The sequence below is a fragment of the Amycolatopsis sp. H20-H5 genome, assembly GCF_035828755.1.
Taxonomy (GTDB): domain Bacteria; phylum Actinomycetota; class Actinomycetes; order Mycobacteriales; family Pseudonocardiaceae; genus Amycolatopsis.
This window is the reverse complement of record NZ_JAYMZS010000166.1, coordinates 1-15,353: the sequence shown is the minus strand read 5'-3', so window position 1 is coordinate 15,353 and position 15,353 is coordinate 1. Positions and strand designations below refer to the sequence as shown.

Genomic DNA, 15,353 nt, shown 5'->3' with positions numbered 1-15,353 from the left:
TTTCCAGTTAGCCCGCTAACTGGAAACGCGCGGGGCTGGTGGGGCTCATGAGGTGAATCCGCCGTCGACCGTGATGGACGTACCGGTGATGTAGCGGCCACCCTCGCCCGCCAGGTGGGCGACGGTCGCGGCGATGTCCGACGCCTCCGCGAAGTGCCCCAGCGCGATGCCCGCCAGCTGGTCCGCCGCGTGCGAGCCGGCCGCCGGGTTCATCTCCGTGTCCGTCGAGCCGGGGTGCACCACGTTCGCCGTGATCCCCCGCGCGCCGAGGTCGCGCGCCAGCCCCTTGGTCAGCCCGGTCAGCGCGGACTTGCTGGCCGCGTACAGGCTCAGCCCAGGCCAAGGCGCGCGCTCCGCCAGGTCGCTGCCGATAGACACGATCCGGCCGCCGTCGGGCAGGTGCCGCACCGCCGCCTGCGCGGCCACGAACACCGCCCGCACGTGGATCGCCAGCGTCCGGTCGATCGTCTCGACGGTCAGCTCCTCGATCGTCCCGGTCGGGAAGATCCCGGCGTTGTTGACCAGGATGTCGAGGCCGCCCAGCTCGGCCGCGGCCTGGTCCACGGCCGCGCGGACCGCGTCGGCGTCGGCACTGTCGGCCTGGATCGCGACCGCCCGGCGGCCCATCCCCTCGATCTCCGCGACGACCTTCCCGGCCCGGTCCCGCGCCCGCTCGTAGGTGATGGCGACGTCGGCGCCGTCCTCGGCCAGCCGGGTGGCGATCGCCGCGCCGATGCCCCTGCTGCCGCCCGTCACCAGCGCGATCTTGCCCGTCAGAGTGCTCATGGCCGCCCCTTCTTTTCTGTAGTGGTCGATACAGAAAACTGGTTCTAGAATGAACCGTCAAGGGTTTTTGTATCGCTCGTTACAGAAAGTGGTCCATGTCACCTCGAGGCCGTCCCCGCGCGTTCGACCGCGAAAAGGTCCTCGCCGAGGCCATGCACGTCTTCTGGGAGCGCGGCTACGAGGGCGCGTCGCTGGCCGAGCTGACCGCGGCGATGGGCATCAACCCGCCCAGCCTGTACGCGGCATTCGGCGGTAAGGAGTCCTTGTTCCGCGAAGCCCTCGAGCTCTACGGCGTCACCGACGGTCAGTACACCGCCAGGGCCCTTCGCGAGCAGCCGACGGCACGGGCGTCCGTCGAGGCGATGCTGCGCGACAACGCGCGGGCTTACTGCGAGCCAGGACACCCGACGGGCTGCATGGTCGTGCTGGCCGCCACGAACTACACGGGCGCGAGCCAGGGTGTCCACGACTATGTCGCTGAGCTCCGGGCGGCCACCAAAGACAAGCTGCGCAAACGTTTGCGCCAGGGTGTCGAGGAGGGCGAACTCGCCGAGGACGCCGACGTCGGCGCGCTGGCCACGTTTTACACAACCGTCCTCCACGGCCTGTCGCTGCAGGCCCGCGACGGCGCGGATCGGGCCGAGCTCGACCGGGCGATCGACCTCGCCATGGCGAGCTGGCCCAGGCCCTGAGCAGGCGAAAGGGGCGGCATCCGAGGTGGATGCCGCCCCTTTCGCGCCTGCCGGTTCAGCTGGCTGACATGCTCAGCGCGCGTTTTCCGGACTTGATCAGGTTCTCTCGTTCGGACTCGGAGAGCCCGCCCCAGATCCCGTAGGGCTCGTGCACCGCCAGTGCGTGGCTGCGGCACATCTCCAGGACCGGGCAAGCCAGGCATACTGCTTTCGCCCTGGCCTCACGGCGTGCTCTCGCTGGACCGCGCTCGCCGTCCGGGTGAAAGAACGACCCGCTGTCCATTCCCCGACACGACCCCTCCAGCTGCCAGTCCCATACGTCTGCGTTGGGTCCTGGGAGCCTGCGCGTGTCTGCCATCGTGACCGCCTCCGTCATCCGGTCGATGCCTTCAAGCTGCTCTGCTGTGGTGCGGCTACTCCATTCGGTGCAACGGCCGTAACGTTAGAAGCGCGCCAATACTTGTTCAAGGGATTCCGGGGGATTCAGCCGTTAGGCATCCCCCGGATGTGTGATCGGGGTCTCGGCCTCCGGTTGCCCGCCGCTGGCTGTGCCTGGATATTGGGCCGAGTGGGATCCGCGTCCAGCGAAAGAGAACCCACCCTGCCGGTGGCCTCGGTCGCACGCCGGCTCGGGGTCGCCCCGTCCACCCTCAGAACTTGGGATCGCCGCTACGGCCTCGGCCCCAGCAGGCACACCGACGGCCGTCACCGCCGCTACGGCAGCTCGGACATCGGCAGGCTGGAGGTCATGCAGCGGGCACTGCTGCGCGGCGCTTCGACCGCCGAGGCCGCCCGCTACGCCCTGGAGCAGATGCCCCGCGCCGGCTCCGACGGCCGCGGCCGCGTGCGCGTCGAGGTCCCGGAGAGTGGGCTCGTCCTGCCCGTGGCCAGCGAACTGGCGGCCGCCGCCCCCGAAACCGCCGAGGACGACGCGGACCGCCGCTACGACGTCGCGTCCCGCCTAGCCAGGCGGCTGAGCACGGCCGCGCTCGCCATGGACGTCGGCGCGGTGCAGCGGATGCTCGCCGACACGATCGCCGAACTCGGCGCGCTGCCCGCCTGGACCGGGGTGATCGAACCCGTGCTCAGCGCACTGGGCGCCCGGTGGCGCGGGGTCAGCGCCGGGGCCGAGGTCGAGTACCTGCTCGCCGAATGCGTGTTCGCCGCCCTCGTGCGGGCGACGCCGGTCCTCGACCGGCCCCGCAACCAGCGCCCGGTCCTGCTCGGCTGCGTCCCCGAGGAACGCGACAGCATGCCGATGTACGCCCTCGCCGCGTCACTGGCCGGCCGCCGGGTGGGGGCTCAGCTCTTCGGCGTGCCGCTGCCCGCGGAGGTGCTCGCGGTGGCCGTGCGCCGCAGCGCCCCGGCCGCGGTCGTGCTCTGGGCCAACCGCACTGGCGTGGCCGACCCGCGGCTGTTCGCCAGGGTGTCCCGTGGCCGTCAGCGCAGCAGGATGTTCGCCTGCGGCCCCGGCTGGGACGTCGCCACCCTGCCGGACAAGGTCGAGCTGCTGGGGGACCTGCCCGAGGCCGCCGACCGGATCGAGCACGTTCTTGTCGGTGGCAGGCGCTAGAAAGAACGGGTGCCGCAAACCTCCCTGACCGAAGCCGCGTTCGGCGCGCGGCCGCTGCCCTGGTCGCCGGTGGCCGTCCCGCCCGGCGCGCCGCCGCGTGCCCGGCTGCTGGCTGCCGTCGTCCTGGGCGCACAGGGGCGCTACGCGGCCGCCGCGACCCTTCTGGGTGACCTGCGCCGGGGGAGTGACCCGCTGGTCGTGTCGCTGGCACTGAGCACGCTCGCGTCGCACCGCCGTCAGCTTGGCGGGCACGCCACCGCCCGCGTGCTCGACGCGGAGGCGCTCTCCCTGGCCACGCGGCTTCCGGCCGGTCTCGCCGATCCGGACGGGCTGGACGCCGCGGGCGCCACGGCCGACGCGCTGCTCGGGCTCGCGGCGGACAACCTGGCGCTCGGCCGGATCGCCGCCGCCCGGCGGTTGGCCGGACGTGTGGCCGGACAAGAAGGACAAAAAGGACAGTCCTGGCGGACGGCCGTCAGGTCGGGCTGGGTCCACGCCGAGATCGAGCTGGCGGCCGGGCGGGCCGCCGAAGCCCTCGCCCCGGCCGAGCGGGCGGTCGTGCTGGCGCGTGCGCGTGATGCGCGTCGGCATACCGTCAAATCGGAGCTCGTCCTCGGCGCGGCGCTGTGCGCCGCCGGTCGTCCCGCTGATCGGGACCGGGCCGCCGACCTCGTCCTTGGCGCCCTCGAAACGGCCGAGAAATACGAATTGAATTCACTTATTTGGCCTGCTTGCCTGATCGCGGCCGATCTGGGGACCGAACACGGCGAGAAGTATCGATTCAGGAGTGCCGAGGTGTTGCACGGAGTGTTACGAAGCGCAGATCCTTGCGGGAGGCGGATCGCACGGGAATCGCCGTGGGTGCCCACCTGATGGTGTTGGACCTGTTGGGGACCCATTCCGGCATCCGGGCTAAGAAACTTTTAAAAAAGCCACCGGATCGTGTCAAGGTTCGGGCTAAAGCGTCCGATAGGGGAAGTGGAATGTCACCCGGCTGCAGGAAGGAAACCCCGTGACGACGGTCTTGATCTGCGACGACCGACGCAGTGTCCGCGAAGGGCTCACCCGTGTGATGTCCGCGGTGCCTGGGGTCAGTCGCATCGACTGCGTAGCGCACGGTGACGAGCTGCTGGCCCGGTACTCCCGACAGCCGGTCGACGTCGTGCTGGTCGGAACGCAACGCGCGGTCCCGACAGGCGTCGAAGCCACCAGGCGGCTTGTCTCCGCGAACCCCCAGGCGAACGTGATCGTGTTCGGCGCTCCCGACGACGCGGGCAGCATCGCCGCCGCGATCGCCGGTGGTGCCCGTGGCTACCTCCGCTGGGACGCGTCCCGGCCGGAGCTGGTCGCCGCGCTCGCGCACACGCTGGCCAGCACCTCGGTGCCGGCTCCCCGACAGCCCTCCGACCCGGGCGTGCAGCTCACCGAGCGCGAGCTCCAGGTGCTGCGCGGCATGAGTCAGGGCAAGAGCAACGGCCAGATCGGCCGCGAGCTCTACCTCTCCGAAGACACGGTGAAGACCCACGCGCGGCGGCTGTTCCGCAAACTGGGTGTCCGCGACCGGGCCCAAGCCGTGGCACACGGCTTCCGTCGCGGTCTCGTCTCCTGAGCCCAGCTCCGCGAGACGTCTTCCTGACAACAGCTTCACGGTGACGGCGGGCCAGGGCGCACAGTCCTGGCCCGTACCTGTGTTCCCCGTCACTCCTGCCGTGGTTTCTCCCCATCCCCCGCCGCCCCGGCCGGCGCCGCGCCACTTCCGCGCGAGCGCCGTACCTCCCTGTGTTTCCGCTCGGTGAAAGTTTGAGCACGAGCGAGAAGGAGCCAGGAAGAGCCCGTTTTCCGTGGCCGCCGCTTCCGCGGCGCGCCGGTGACGACCGTGAGCGAACGTCACCCGCCCCGGAAGGTACGGTAGCTGTCACCGGCGTGAGGGATCGAGAAGCCGCACACCGGACTATTTGCACGCCTATACGTAACACTGGGACTGTTGTCTGCGATGGCCAATGTGGGGGATGGACTGGATGAGCCGGTCGCCGCTGCTGTCGAGGGTGATCCCCAGGCAGTAGAGCGGCTGCTGGCGGCCATCCGTCCTTTGGTGGTGCGGTATTGCCGCGCTCGGGTTGGCAGGCAGGAGCGTTCGTTCGCTTCGGCAGACGACGTTGCGCAGGAGGTGTGTCTCGCGGTGCTCACGGCATTGCCCTCGTACCGTGATCAAGGCCGCCCGTTCCTGGCCTTCGTCTACGGCATCGCCCAGCACAAGGTCGCCGACGCGCATCGCGCCGCGGCCCGTAATCGCGCCGAACCGGTCGCCGAGGTCCCCGATGAGATCGAGGGTGACGTCGGTCCCGAGCAGCGCGCCCTGCAGGGCGAGTTGAACGAGCGCATGTCCCAGCTGCTCCGGGTGCTGCCCGACAAACAACGAGAGATCGTCGTGCTGCGAGTCGTGGTCGGCCTGTCCGCCGAAGAAACCGCCGACGCTGTCGGCTCCACCCCCGGCGCCGTGCGCGTCGCCCAGCACCGTGCACTCGCGCGGCTGCGCAAGGTACTTGCCGCAGAGGAGGTGATCTGAGTGTCGGATCGTGAACACAGACGTGAGGCGGATGCCGAGTTCGAGCTGTCGGCGTTCGCCGCCGGAATGACGGCGTCGGAGTCCGAGTGCGCCGCGGATCTGTCCGCGGTGCAGGCCGACGACGCGCTGCTGGACGCGCTGGGCGGTTCCGACCCGAGGATCGCGGACGGCCTCGGTGACCAGGAACTCAACGCCCTGCTCCTGGCCTGGCGCCGCGACATCGACAGCGAACCGCTGGCCGAGCTCGTGGACGTGGACACCGCGGTGACCACGGTCAAGACGGCCGCGCTGGTCCGCAAGCACAGTGGCCGCAGTGGCAAGCGCCGCCTGCTGGTCCCGGTCGCCGCCGCGGCGGCCGTGCTCGCCATCGCCTTCACCGGCACCGGGCTCGCCGCGCGTGACGCGCAGCCCGGCGACACTCTTTGGGGCCTCACGAAGGTCCTCTACGGCGACCACGCGCGTTCGGTCGAGGCGGCGGCCACCGCCAAGGTCGACCTCGAGAAGGCGAATCTCGCCCTCGCGGACAACCGGCTCGCCGACGCCCGCAGGGCCCTCGACGACGCACAGGCCGCGCTGTCGCAGGTCTCCGACGCCGACAACCGCGACCAGCTGATCGAGCAGCACCGGCAGCTCAGCGAGCAGCTGCAGAAACCGGGTGCGCCGACACAGGTGCCCACCTCCCAGCTGCCGTCCGCGAGCGGTTCCACGTCGGTGAGCCAGCAGCCGCCCGCGCAGCAGCCGTCCGCTTCGCCGACGTCGCTGCCGGGAGGCGGCACCGGGGGCACGATCCCGCCGGTCACCACACCCCCGCCGCCGACGACGCCGCCCCCGGTCGAGACGACCACCCCGGTCCCGCCGACGACCAGCCAGCCGCCCGGCACGGGCAGCGGCACGGATCCGGGCAGTAGCCCGCGGTACGAGCCGGGCAGTGGCTCCGGGCAGCCTCAGGACGTTCCCAGCCCCTAAAGGCACGCAGACGCAAAAGGCCCCGGTGAGAGCGATCTCACCGGGGCCTTTAGCTGTCGTTTCTGGATCATGACCTGCGAAAAGGTCAGTACGCGCTCTCGTTGGCCGTTACGCCGTCAGCGAACCCGCGGCAGTAGTCCCAGCTGACGTAGTCGCCGGGGTTCGGATCGAACGCGGGCTCGTGCGGGCGCATGCGCCCGTCGGCGAGCAGCTGCTCCAGGCTGGCACGCAGCAGGTGCCAGTCATGGTAGTGGGGTTCGTCGCACTCGCCGCAGTCCACGACGATGCCGCGGACACCGCGGGGTTCGAGCAACGCCTGGTAGACGGCCAGATCGGAGAGATCCGCGAGCAGCTCGGTGCGTTCGTCCGTGCTGATCGGCTCGTCAAGGTGGTCTTCGGCGTCGAGGATCGCCCGAGCCGGATCGTCGGGATCGTCGGCGAACGGGTCTGGGGGCAACGCGTCGTGCGGCACGGCCTGCACGTTACCGGCCGCCCACCCGGGCCGGGCGGGCGGCGTGCCCGGATATCATGAGGGGCAGGCCCACGCGTTGCCACAGCGACCCGTTCACCCCGCGCCAGGAAGGCCCCCCGCCTGTTATGACCAGCGACAGCGTCACCGCCCCCGTCCCGAGCAAGTTCGCCATGCTCGGCCTCACCTTCGACGACGTCCTGCTGCTCCCGGCGGAGTCGGACGTGATCCCCAGCGCGGTGAGCACCAGCACCCGGCTCTCCCGGAACGTTACGCTGGGCATCCCGCTGGTCTCGGCCGCCATGGACACCGTCACCGAGGCCCGGATGGCGATCGCGATGGCCCGGCAGGGCGGTATGGGCGTACTGCAGCGCAACCTCCCGATCGACGTGCAGGCCGCCCAGGTCGAGGTCGTCAAGCGGTCGGAGGCCGGGATGGTGACCGACCCGGTGACCTGCTCGCCGGAGGACAACCTCGCCGAGGTCGACTCGCTGTGCGCCCGCTACCGGATCTCCGGCGTGCCGGTGACCGACGCGGCCGGGATGCTTGTCGGCATCATCACCAACCGCGACATGCGGTTCGAGGTCGACCACACCCGCCCGGTGCACGAGGTGATGACGAAGCTGCCGCTGGTCACCGCGCAGGTCGGCGTCACCGCGGACGCGGCGCTCGGGCTGCTGCGCCGCCACAAGATCGAGAAGCTGCCGATCGTCGACGGCGCGGGCAAGCTGCGCGGGCTCATCACGGTCAAGGACTTCGTCAAGACCGAGCAGTACCCGAAGGCCACCAAGGACCCGGACGGCAGGCTCATCGTCGGCGCGGCCGTGGGCGTGGGCCCGGAGGCGCACCAGCGGGCGATGGCGCTCGCGGACGCCGGGGTGGACGTGCTGATGGTCGACACCGCGCACGGGCACTCCCGCGCGGTCATCGACACCGTCGCGATGCTGAAGAAGGAGCTCGGCGAGAGCGTCGACGTCGTCGGCGGCAACGTCGCGACCCGCGCCGGCGCGCAGGCGCTGGTCGACGCGGGCGCGGACGGGGTCAAGGTCGGGGTCGGGCCCGGCTCGATCTGCACCACCCGCGTCGTCGCGGGGGTCGGCGTCCCGCAGATCTCGGCGATCTACGAGGCCGACCTCGCCTGCCGTCCCGCCGGGATCCCGGTGATCGGCGACGGCGGCATCCAGTACTCCGGCGACATCGCGAAGGCGATCGCGGCGGGGGCGTCCTCGGTGATGCTCGGCAGCCTGCTGGCGGGCACGGCGGAGTCGCCCGGTGAGCTGATCCTCGTGGGCGGCAAGCAGTTCAAGTCCTACCGCGGCATGGGCTCGCTCGGCGCGATGCAGTCGCGCGGCGAGGCGAAGTCGTACTCGAAGGACCGCTACGCCCAGGACGACGTCCTGTCCGACGACAAGCTGGTCCCGCAGGGCATCGAGGGGCGCATCCCGTTCCGCGGCCCGCTGTCCACCGTGGTGCACCAGCTGGTCGGCGGTCTCGCGGCGGGCATGGGCTTCGCGGGCGCGAGCACGATCGCGCAGCTGCAGGACGCGCAGCTGGTGCGGATCACCGCGGCCGGACTCAAGGAGAGCCACCCGCACGACATCACCATGACGGTCGAGGCGCCGAACTACACGACCCGGTAGTCCGCCCGGATGGCCGCCCTTCCGGGCGCTTCCGCCGGTTTCCGCCTGCCCCGAGAATGGGCGAGTCGATCTCGGCGGTCTCGTCGGTGGAAGAAAGGGTGGTCCGGATGCCGGTTTCGCGACGGTCTGTGGTGGCGGTGCTCGCCGCGGCCGCGGTGGGTCTCGGCGGCGGGGTGTCGCCTGCGTCCCGCCGCCGACGCGGCGACCGCGTCGTCGCCGGGTGACGTGTGGAAGCGCACCGAGCTGTACTTCGGCAACGGCAAGGCGGACGGCACCGAGGTGACCGACCAGGAGTTCGCGCTGTTCTCCGGCAAGGAGATCACCACCGCGTTCCCGGACGGGTTCACCGAACTGGCGGGCAAGGGACCAGTACAAGGGCGGTTCCGGGGAGATCGTGCGGGAGCGCTCGCACGTGGTGATCGTGCTGTACCCGTTCACCGGCAAGCAGGCCAACGGCGAGATCGAGGCGATCCGCGCCGACTACAAGCGGCTGTTCGCCCAGGAGTCGGTGTTGCGGGCCGATTCGGTCGAGAAGGTCTCCTTCTGAGGGCGTCCGGCGGTCCTGACGGCGTTCTGAGCCCCCGTGCGCGGGTCACCCACGCGGACTAGCGACAATAGGGCGACAAGGACTTCCGGTGAGAAGGGACTTCACGTGCGGGATCTGGTCGAGATCGGCATGGGCCGCACCGCGCGGCGGGCGTATGACCTCGATGACGTGGAGATCGTGCCCTCGCGGCGCACCCGGTCTTCCGCCGTCGTGTCCACTGCCTGGCAGATCGACGCGTACCGCTTCGAGCTGCCGCTGGTCACCCATCCGACGGACGCGATCGTGTCCCCGGGCACCGCGGTGGCTGTCGGTGAGGCCGGTGGGCTGGGTGTGCTGAACGCCGAAGGCCTGTGGGCGCGCCACGCCAACGTCGAGGACGCGATGTTCCGGCTCGTCCGGGCCGCCGAGGACACCGACGACCCGACCGCGGTCGTGCGGGTGCTGCAGGAGCTGCACTCGGCGCCGATCCGGCTGGACCTGATCACCGAGGCGATCAAGACCATCCGCGAGTCGGGCGTGACGGTGGCGGCGCGGGTCAGCCCGCAGCACGCCGCCGAGCTGACGCCGGACCTGATCGCGGCCGGGGTCGAGATCCTGGTCGTGCAGGGCACCATCGTTTCGGCCGAGCACGTGCGGCGTGACGCCGAGCCGCTCGACCTCAAGGACTTCATCGGCCGTCTCGACGTGCCGGTGATCGCCGGCGGCGTCGGCGACTACCGCACCGCGATGCACCTGATGCGCACCGGCGCGGCCGGGGTCATCGTCGGACACGGTTACGCGCCCGGTGTCACCAGCACCGACCGCGTGCTCGGTATCGGCGTCCCGATGGCGACCGCGATCATCGACGCCGCGGCCGCGCGCCGCGACTACCTCGACGAGACCGGCGGCCGCTACGTCCACGTGCTCGCCGACGGCGGCATGAGTGTCTCCGGCGACATCGCGAAGGCGATCGCCTGCGGCGCGGACGCCGTCATGCTGGGCGCGCCGCTGGCCGCGTCGTCCGACGCGCCGGGACAGGGCCTGTACTGGACCGCGGCGGCGGCCCACCCGTCGCTCCCGCGCTCGCGCGTGGCGCCTGGGCCGGACTACGCCGTGGACCTCAAGACCCTCCTGTTCGGCCCGTCCTCGGACGCCGAAGGAGTCGTGAACCTCTTCGGCGCCCTGCGCCGGGCGATGGCGAAGACGGGCTACTCGGACCTGAAGGAGTTCCAGCGCGTGGGCCTCACCGTCCGCCGCTGACCCCGCTCCGCACCTACAGTTAGCCCGCTAAACGCACTCGCGGCTTCCCCGCCGCGCGCGTTTAGCGGGCTAACCGCATTCACTGGCCCCTTGCCCCTGCCGACGCGCCGCCCTGCTCCGGTCCACCGGCCCGCCGTCACACCCGTCCCATCAGCCCCACGCGCCCCCAGTTAGCCCGCTAACTGCGCGCGCCGGGTGCGTTTAGCGGGCTAACTGGGGGCGCGGGGATACGTAACTGGTGGGTAACTTACTTCTGGTCAGGAGGCCGGGTCGGGGTTACTCTCAAGGTGTGACTGCCAGTAACACCACCACGGGCCCCCAGTACGACTACGACGTCCTCGTCGTCGGATCCGGGTTCGGCGGCAGCGTCGCCGCCCTCCGGCTGACGGAGAAGGGTTATCGCGTCGGCGTGCTCGAAGCCGGCCGACGGTTCGCCGACGACGAGTTCGCCAAGACCTCGTGGGACCTCCGCCGCTACCTCTGGGCGCCGCAGCTCGGCTGCTACGGCATCCAGCGCATCCACATGCTCAAGGACGTCATGGTGCTCGCCGGTGCGGGTGTCGGCGGCGGTTCACTGGTCTACGCGAACACGCTGTACCGGCCGCTCAAGCCGTTCTACGCGGACAGGCAGTGGTCGCACATCACCGACTGGGAGTCCGAGCTCGCCCCGCACTACGACCAGGCCAGCCGCATGCTCGGCGTCGTCACGAACCCGACGATCACCCCGTCGGACCGGGTCATGCAGGACGTCGCGAAGGACATGGGCGTCGCGGAGTCCTTCCACCCGACCCCGGTCGGTGTCTACTTCGGCAAGCCCGGCGAGGACGCGAGCGACCCGTACTTCGGCGGCGCCGGTCCGGCGCGCACCGGGTGCACCGAATGCGGTTCGTGCATGACCGGCTGTCGCGTCGGCGCCAAGAACACGCTGGTCAAGAACTACCTCTACCTCGCCGAGCAGGATGGCGCGCAGGTCATCCCGCTCACCACGGTCACCGCGGTCCGCCCGCTCGGCGGCCCGGACGACGGGTTCGCGGTCGACATCCGCAAGACCGGCACGACCTCGCGCAAGTACCGTCACACGCTCACCGCGGGCAAGGTCGTGCTCGCCGCCGGTACCTGGGGCACACAGAACCTGCTCCACGCGATGCGCGACAGGAAGGCGCTGCCGCGGCTCTCGGCGAAGCTCGGTGAGCTGACCCGCACGAACTCCGAGGCCATCATCGGCGCCGGTCGCACCAGCGTCGACCCCGAGCGCAACTTCTCGAACGGCGTCGCGATCACCTCCTCGATCCATCCGGACGACACCACGCACATCGAGCCGGTCCGCTACGGCAAGGGCAGCAACGCGATGAGCCTGCTGCAGACCATCGCCACCGACGGCCGCTCCGAGGTCCCGCGCTGGCGCCAGGCGGTCGACTTCATGCTCAAGCACCCCGTCCAGACCGCGAAGCTGCTCAACGGCCACCGCTGGAGCGAGCGGACGGTCATCCTGCTGGTCATGCAGAGCCTGGACAACTCGATCACCACCTACACCAAACGCGGGCTGTTCGGCCGCCGCCGGTACACCTCGAAGCAGGGCCACGGCGAGCCGAACCCGAGCTTCATCCCGGCCGGGTACGAGGCGACGCAGCGCGCGGCCGGTCACATCGACGGCCTCGCGGGCGGTACCTGGGGCGAGATCTTCGACATCCCGCTCACCGCGCACTTCATCGGCGGCGCCGCGATCGGCGGCGACGAGAGCTCCGGGGTGATCGATCCGTACCACCGGGTGTTCAACTATCCCGGCTTGTCCATTGTGGATGGTTCGGCGATCAGCGCGAACCTCGGCGTGAACCCGTCGCTGACGATCACGGCCCAGGCCGAGCGTGCGTTCTCCCTGTGGCCCAACAAGGGTGAGGCGGACACCCGCCCTTCGCAGAGCCGCCCGTACGCCCGGGTCGAGCCCGTCGTGCCGAAGAACCCGGCCGTTCCCGCCGGTGCCCCCGCGGCATTGCGGGCCGTCTGAATTCCGTAAGCCCCGTGGGGGTGCCGCCGTGTCCGCGCGGATGGTGTGCTGAACGCCGGACAATCGAGAGGGACCGGCCATGGACCACGACTTCAGCACGCTCAAAGCCGTCTTCGTCAACTGCACCCTGAAACGCTCGCCCGAAGCCAGCAACACCGACGGCCTGATCGGGATCAGCCGCGACATCATGGCCAAGCACGGCGTCGACGTCACGGTGCTGCGAGCCGCTGATCACGACATCGCCACTGGCGTCTGGCCGGACATGACCGAGCACGGCGCGGCGTCCGACGAGTGGCCGCGGCTGTACCGGACGATCATGGACGCCCAGATCCTGGTGCTCTGCGGGCCGATCTGGCTGGGTGACAACAGTTCGGTGATGAAACGCGTGATCGAGCGGCTCTACGCCTGTTCGTCGCTGCTCAACGAGTCCGGCCAGTACGCCTACTACGGCCGTGCGGGCGGCTGCCTGATCACCGGCAACGAGGACGGGATCAAGCACTGCGCGATGAACGTCCTCTACAGCCTGCAGCATCTGGGCTACGCCATCCCGCCGCAGGCCGATGCCGGGTGGATCGGCGAGGCGGGCCCCGGTCCGTCCTATCTGGACCAGGGCTCGGGCGGGCCAGGCAACGACTTCACCAACCGCAACACCACGTTCATGACCTGGAACCTGCTGCACGTCGCGTCGATGCTGCAGCGGGCGGGCGGCATCCCCGCCCACGGGAACCAGCGGTCGGCCTGGGACGCGGGCAGCCGGTTCGACTTCGAGAACCCCGAGTACCGCTGAGGCCGGAACTGGCCGGGAATCGGCTGCCCCCCGCCGGGCAAGCTCGCCCACGGGCGCTGCCGCTGATGGCGACCAGGCCGGTGACCAGCCGCGAGTCCCTGGAACGCGCTCGACGTGTTGGGTGACGGCATGACCCGGCTGGGTGATCAAGCGCAACCGGCCCGCTGATCGGACGTCCTACGAGTATGAGTTTGGGCAGAAGGACGTTCCTGCGCGCCGTCGGGGTGACGGCGGTCGGTGCTGCCGCGGCGGCGTGTTCGCCGTCGAACCCCGGGCAACCGCCCGTGGTCACCGTGACCTCGCCGCCCACGCCGGTGCCGCCGCCCACGAGCGCCGTGCCTTCCGGCCCGCCGGACTGGAACGCCCTGCGCTCCCGGGTTTCCGGCGGCCTGGTGCTCCCTGGGGAGTCCGGTTTCGACAGTGCCCGGCACGTGTTCAACCCACTGTTCGACGGCCGGAAGCCCGCCGCGGTGGCGAAATGCGCGAAGCCCGAGGACGTCCAAGCTTGCGTGAGCGCGGCCGCCGGGCGAGTGCCGATCGCGGCGCGCAGCGGCGGGCACAGCTATGGCGGGTACTCGGCGCCCGAGGGCGGCCTGGTCGTCGACGTCGGTTCGATGTCCACTGTGGACGTCCAGGGCGACAAGGTCGTGATCGGTGCCGGTGCCCGGCTGAAGGAGGTCTACGCCGCGCTGGACAAGGCAGGCCGCTGCCTGCCTGCCGGGTCGTGCCCCACGGTCGGCATCGCCGGGCTGACGCTCGGTGGTGGCATCGGCGTGCTGTCCCGCAAATACGGCCTGACCTGCGATCACCTCGTGTCGGCGCAGGTCGTCACGGCGGACGGGAAGCTCCGCACGGCGTCGGCGGATTCGGAGCCGGACCTGTACTGGGCGCTGCGCGGGGGCGGTGGCGGCAACTTCGGGATCGTCACCTCGTTCACCTTCTCGACCGACCCGGCTCCCAACGTCACCGTGTTCTCGCTGCATTTCCCGGCGGGCGCGGCGGACGACGTGCTCGGCGCCTGGCAGTCGTGGCTGCCCGCGGCCCCGCCCGAACTCTGGGCGAACCTGGTGATCTCCGGCGGTTCGCCGGTGCAGAGCCGGGTCGGTGGCTGTTTCGTCGGCTCGGGTGGAGCGCTTGCGCCGCTGCTTGACGACCTCGTCGCCAGGACGGGAGCCCGCCCGACGTCACGGACGTCGAAGGCAGTCGACTACGGCGGTGCGATGAAGTACTTCTCCGGCAGCGAGAATCGACAGTCCTTTGTGGCGTCTTCGCGGATCATCGACAAGCCGCTCGGCGACCCGGCGAAGCTGACTTCGCTCGTGGCCGGGCACAAGGGGATGGACCTGCTGATCGACGGTCTCGGCGGAGCCGTCGGCACTCCGGCGCCGACGGACACCGCCTTCTGGCACCGCAAGGCGCTCGCGAGCGTCCAGATCTACAGCCCGGCGAGCGCGCAGAATGCCCGTGCGGCAACCACTTCCGTCGCGGACGTCGTCTCCGGGCTCGCCGCGATCGGGGTGGGCGGGGGCTACGTGAACTACCTCGACCCCGCCTTGCCCGACTGGATGACCGCGTACTACGGCGACAACGTGACTCGCCTGAAGCAGGTGGCGAAGACGTATGACCCGAACAAGGTTTTCGGCTTCGCCCAGGGGATCACGCCCTAAAGGTCGATGCCGGTGAACACCGTGACGCGCTCCTCGGTGAGGTCGCGCATCGCGGCGAGCACGCCTTCGCGGCCGACGCCGGAGCCCTTGACGCCGCCGTAGGGCATCTGGTCGGCGCGGTACGACGGGACGTCGCCGATGATCACGCCGCCGACCTCCAGCTCGGTGGAGGCGTAGAACGCGAGGTGGACGTCGCTGGTGAAAACGCCCACCTGCAGCCCGTACGCGGAGTCGTTGACCGCGGCGAAGGCCTCGTCCACTCCATCCACAATGGACACCGCGAGCACCGGGCCGAAGATTTCTTCCGACCACGCCCTGACGTCCGGCGGGACGTCGGTGAGCAGCGTCGGCGCGACCGTCGCGCCCTCGCGGGTGCCGCCGGTGAGCACCTTCGCGCCCGCGGCGACGGCCTCGTC

General features: G+C 70.5%; 16 protein-coding genes and 1 pseudogene. 13 read left to right on the top strand and 4 right to left on the bottom strand.

Annotation, left to right across the window (positions count from 1 at the left end; translation table 11 throughout):
• Nucleotides 1-45: 45 nt before the first annotated feature.
• Nucleotides 46-786 carry an SDR family NAD(P)-dependent oxidoreductase gene (locus tag QMK34_RS43605; protein WP_326420709.1) on the bottom strand — a complete coding sequence of 247 codons (741 nt, stop codon included), beginning with the start codon at nucleotides 784-786 and terminating at the stop codon, nucleotides 46-48.
• A gap of 95 nt (nucleotides 787-881) precedes the next feature.
• On the opposite strand from QMK34_RS43605, the gene QMK34_RS43600 reads away from it, so the two are divergent.
• Nucleotides 882-1,478 (top strand): TetR/AcrR family transcriptional regulator, encoded by a 597-nt coding sequence (locus QMK34_RS43600; RefSeq protein WP_326420708.1) that lies wholly within the window; start codon nucleotides 882-884, stop codon nucleotides 1,476-1,478.
• A gap of 55 nt (nucleotides 1,479-1,533) precedes the next feature.
• On the opposite strand, the gene QMK34_RS43595 is transcribed toward QMK34_RS43600, so the two are convergent.
• The gene (locus QMK34_RS43595) at nucleotides 1,534-1,854 is read right to left on the bottom strand and encodes a WhiB family transcriptional regulator (protein WP_326420707.1); all 321 of its coding nucleotides are present in this window, start codon (nucleotides 1,852-1,854) and stop codon (nucleotides 1,534-1,536) included.
• 192 nt (nucleotides 1,855-2,046) lie between these two features.
• On the opposite strand from QMK34_RS43595, the gene QMK34_RS43590 reads away from it, so the two are divergent.
• The 5 genes from QMK34_RS43590 to QMK34_RS43570 all read left to right on the top strand — a co-directional run bounded on the left by QMK34_RS43590 (nucleotide 2,047) and on the right by QMK34_RS43570 (nucleotide 6,583).
• Nucleotides 2,047-3,051 carry a MerR family transcriptional regulator gene (locus tag QMK34_RS43590; protein WP_326420706.1) on the top strand — a complete coding sequence of 335 codons (1,005 nt, stop codon included), beginning with the start codon at nucleotides 2,047-2,049 and terminating at the stop codon, nucleotides 3,049-3,051.
• A gap of 9 nt (nucleotides 3,052-3,060) precedes the next feature.
• Nucleotides 3,061-3,924: a hypothetical protein gene (locus QMK34_RS43585; protein WP_326420705.1), complete on the top strand. Its 864-nt coding sequence runs from the start codon at nucleotides 3,061-3,063 to the stop codon at nucleotides 3,922-3,924.
• Between the two features lie 139 nt (nucleotides 3,925-4,063).
• Nucleotides 4,064-4,660 carry a response regulator transcription factor gene (locus QMK34_RS43580; protein ID WP_003073605.1) on the top strand — a complete coding sequence of 199 codons (597 nt, stop codon included), beginning with the start codon at nucleotides 4,064-4,066 and terminating at the stop codon, nucleotides 4,658-4,660.
• 384 nt (nucleotides 4,661-5,044) lie between these two features.
• Nucleotides 5,045-5,617, top strand: a complete 573-nt coding sequence (locus QMK34_RS43575) for a sigma-70 family RNA polymerase sigma factor (RefSeq protein WP_326420704.1) — start codon at nucleotides 5,045-5,047, stop codon at nucleotides 5,615-5,617.
• The gene (locus QMK34_RS43570; RefSeq protein ID WP_326420703.1) at nucleotides 5,618-6,583 is read left to right on the top strand and encodes an anti-sigma-D factor RsdA; all 966 of its coding nucleotides are present in this window, start codon (nucleotides 5,618-5,620) and stop codon (nucleotides 6,581-6,583) included. It abuts the gene before it with no gap.
• 85 nt (nucleotides 6,584-6,668) lie between these two features.
• Here the strand turns inward: QMK34_RS43570 and QMK34_RS43565 are convergent, their stop codons facing one another.
• Entirely contained in the window at nucleotides 6,669-7,064 is a 396-nt protein-coding gene (locus QMK34_RS43565) for a DUF5319 domain-containing protein (RefSeq protein ID WP_326420702.1), read from the bottom strand.
• Between the two features lie 116 nt (nucleotides 7,065-7,180).
• On the opposite strand from QMK34_RS43565, the gene guaB reads away from it, so the two are divergent.
• The 7 genes and pseudogenes from guaB to QMK34_RS43530 all read left to right on the top strand — a co-directional run bounded on the left by guaB (nucleotide 7,181) and on the right by QMK34_RS43530 (nucleotide 14,937).
• Nucleotides 7,181-8,692, top strand: coding sequence for an IMP dehydrogenase (gene guaB, locus QMK34_RS43560; RefSeq protein WP_326420701.1), 1,512 nt, complete (start codon nucleotides 7,181-7,183; stop codon nucleotides 8,690-8,692).
• Nucleotides 8,693-8,917: 225 nt separating this feature from the next.
• Nucleotides 8,918-9,010 (top strand): annotated as a pseudogene (locus QMK34_RS43555) (DUF3574 domain-containing protein); the annotation flags it as partial.
• 76 nt (nucleotides 9,011-9,086) lie between these two features.
• Entirely contained in the window at nucleotides 9,087-9,239 is a 153-nt protein-coding gene (locus QMK34_RS43550; RefSeq protein WP_442785347.1) for a DUF3574 domain-containing protein, read from the top strand.
• A 105-nt stretch (nucleotides 9,240-9,344) separates the two neighbouring features.
• Complete coding sequence (locus QMK34_RS43545; RefSeq protein WP_326420700.1) at nucleotides 9,345-10,478, top strand: GuaB3 family IMP dehydrogenase-related protein; 1,134 nt, start codon at nucleotides 9,345-9,347, stop codon at nucleotides 10,476-10,478.
• 289 nt (nucleotides 10,479-10,767) lie between these two features.
• Nucleotides 10,768-12,483, top strand: a complete 1,716-nt coding sequence (locus QMK34_RS43540; protein WP_326420699.1) for a GMC family oxidoreductase — start codon at nucleotides 10,768-10,770, stop codon at nucleotides 12,481-12,483.
• A gap of 79 nt (nucleotides 12,484-12,562) precedes the next feature.
• Nucleotides 12,563-13,270, top strand: coding sequence for a flavodoxin family protein (locus tag QMK34_RS43535; RefSeq protein ID WP_326420698.1), 708 nt, complete (start codon nucleotides 12,563-12,565; stop codon nucleotides 13,268-13,270).
• Between the two features lie 185 nt (nucleotides 13,271-13,455).
• Entirely contained in the window at nucleotides 13,456-14,937 is a 1,482-nt protein-coding gene (locus QMK34_RS43530; protein ID WP_326420697.1) for an FAD-binding oxidoreductase, read from the top strand.
• Here QMK34_RS43530 and QMK34_RS43525 read toward each other — a convergent pair.
• Nucleotides 14,934-15,353 (bottom strand): aldehyde dehydrogenase family protein (locus QMK34_RS43525; RefSeq protein WP_326420696.1); only part of this gene is annotated, 420 nt, incomplete at its 5' end. The genes QMK34_RS43530 and QMK34_RS43525 overlap by 4 nt on opposite strands.

Coding starts and splice junctions, on each gene's coding strand:
- QMK34_RS43600 (WP_326420708.1), top strand. CDS start 882: ATGTCACCTCGAGGCCGTCCCCGCGCGTTCGACCGCGAAAAGGTCCTC.
- QMK34_RS43575 (WP_326420704.1), top strand. CDS start 5,045: ATGGCCAATGTGGGGGATGGACTGGATGAGCCGGTCGCCGCTGCTGTC.
- guaB (WP_326420701.1), top strand. CDS start 7,181: ATGACCAGCGACAGCGTCACCGCCCCCGTCCCGAGCAAGTTCGCCATG.
- QMK34_RS43605 (WP_326420709.1), bottom strand. CDS start 786: ATGAGCACTCTGACGGGCAAGATCGCGCTGGTGACGGGCGGCAGCAGG.
- QMK34_RS43530 (WP_326420697.1), top strand. CDS start 13,456: ATGAGTTTGGGCAGAAGGACGTTCCTGCGCGCCGTCGGGGTGACGGCG.
- QMK34_RS43595 (WP_326420707.1), bottom strand. CDS start 1,854: ATGACGGAGGCGGTCACGATGGCAGACACGCGCAGGCTCCCAGGACCC.
- QMK34_RS43535 (WP_326420698.1), top strand. CDS start 12,563: ATGGACCACGACTTCAGCACGCTCAAAGCCGTCTTCGTCAACTGCACC.